Origin of the sequence: Thiolapillus sp., assembly GCF_048562965.1 — a bacterium.
GTDB lineage: Bacteria > Pseudomonadota > Gammaproteobacteria > Chromatiales > Chromatiaceae > Thiolapillus > Thiolapillus brandeum_A.
Map to the genome: position 1 here is coordinate 1 of NZ_JBHNMF010000821.1, position 1304 is coordinate 1304.

Annotated in this window: 1 protein-coding gene; it reads left to right on the forward strand. The window is 57.7% G+C overall.

What is annotated here, in order from left to right; all coding sequences use genetic code 11:
* Positions 1-201 precede the first annotated feature (201 nt).
* Positions 202-1251 carry a Fic family protein gene (locus tag ACOCD2_RS20355; protein WP_293650168.1) on the forward strand — a complete coding sequence of 350 codons (1050 nt, stop codon included), beginning with the start codon at positions 202-204 and terminating at the stop codon, positions 1249-1251.
* The last annotated feature ends 53 nt before the right edge of the window (positions 1252-1304 follow it).

The window sequence follows — 1304 nt, forward strand, 5'->3', positions numbered from 1 at the left end:
AATGAATCCTACCGGTTCAAACACCGCAATCAGGCCTCATAACCTGGTCAAAATTGCACGCTGATAACTGGTCAATTTTGGATGCTGTTTGACAGCCATGAACGCTTTCTCTCCCTCAGTTATCAAGTCGAATACTCAGTTTGGTTGGGCGGCGTTAGGAATGGGTGTAATTGGGTGAAATAATGGGTGTATTATTGGTTCATGCTGAGAACCGACACACTCCAGATCACCCCGGAGATCCTGAGCCTCATCGCCAAGATTGACGAGTTTAAGGGCGCCTGTCGCGCTCTGGGTACCCTTGCGCCCGATCGGCTGGCGGCCCTGCTGCGTGTGGCGACCATTGAGAGCATCGGTTCCTCCACCCGGATCGAGGGCAGCAAGCTGTCCGATCGCGAGGTGGAACACCTGCTGTCCAACCTGGAGATCAAATCTTTCGACACCCGCGACGAGCAGGAGGTGGCTGGCTATGCCGAGGTGATGGATCAGGTGTTTTCGTCCTGGCAGGACATTCCGTTCACCGAGAACCACATCAAGCAGTTGCATCAGATGCTGTTGCGCTACAGCGAGAAAGACACACGGCATCGCGGCAACTACAAGACCCACTCGAACAGTGTCGCCGCCTTCGATGAGAGCGGCGCCCAGATCGGCATCGTATTTCAGACGGCCACGCCGTTCGACACGCCCCGTCTGATGACGGAACTGGTGGACTGGGTGAACCAGGAGCGCGAAACCGGCCAATTACATCCGCTGCTGATTATCGCCATCTGCATCGTGGTGTTTCTGGAGATTCATCCCTTCCAGGACGGCAACGGGCGGCTTTCCCGTGTACTGACCACGCTCCTGCTCCTGCAGGCGGGCTACGCCTATGTGCCATACAGTTCGCTGGAAAGCGTGATCGAGCAGAGCAAGGAGGCCTACTACCTTGCGTTGCGCCAGACGCAGGGAACGATCCGTACCGAGGCGCCGGACTGGCAGCCGTGGCTGGTGTTCTTCCTTCGCTCATTAACCGAGCAGGTCGTGCGCCTCGAGAAGAAGGTCGAGCGCGAAAAGATCGTCATGTCGGCGCTGCCGGAGCTGTCACTGCAGATTGTCGAGTTTGCCCGAGAGCATGGCCGTGTCACTATGGGCGAAGTCATCAAGCTGACGGGCGCCAGTCGCAATACGCTGAAGCAGCACTTCCGGGCGCTGGTTGAGCGCGGCATTTTGGATCAGCACGGCAGTGGTCGTGGGGTCTGGTACGACCTGCGGTGATCCTGCCGGTGTTGGGAAGGTAGCGTTGCGAATAACTGTCAAGCCTCGGGAGG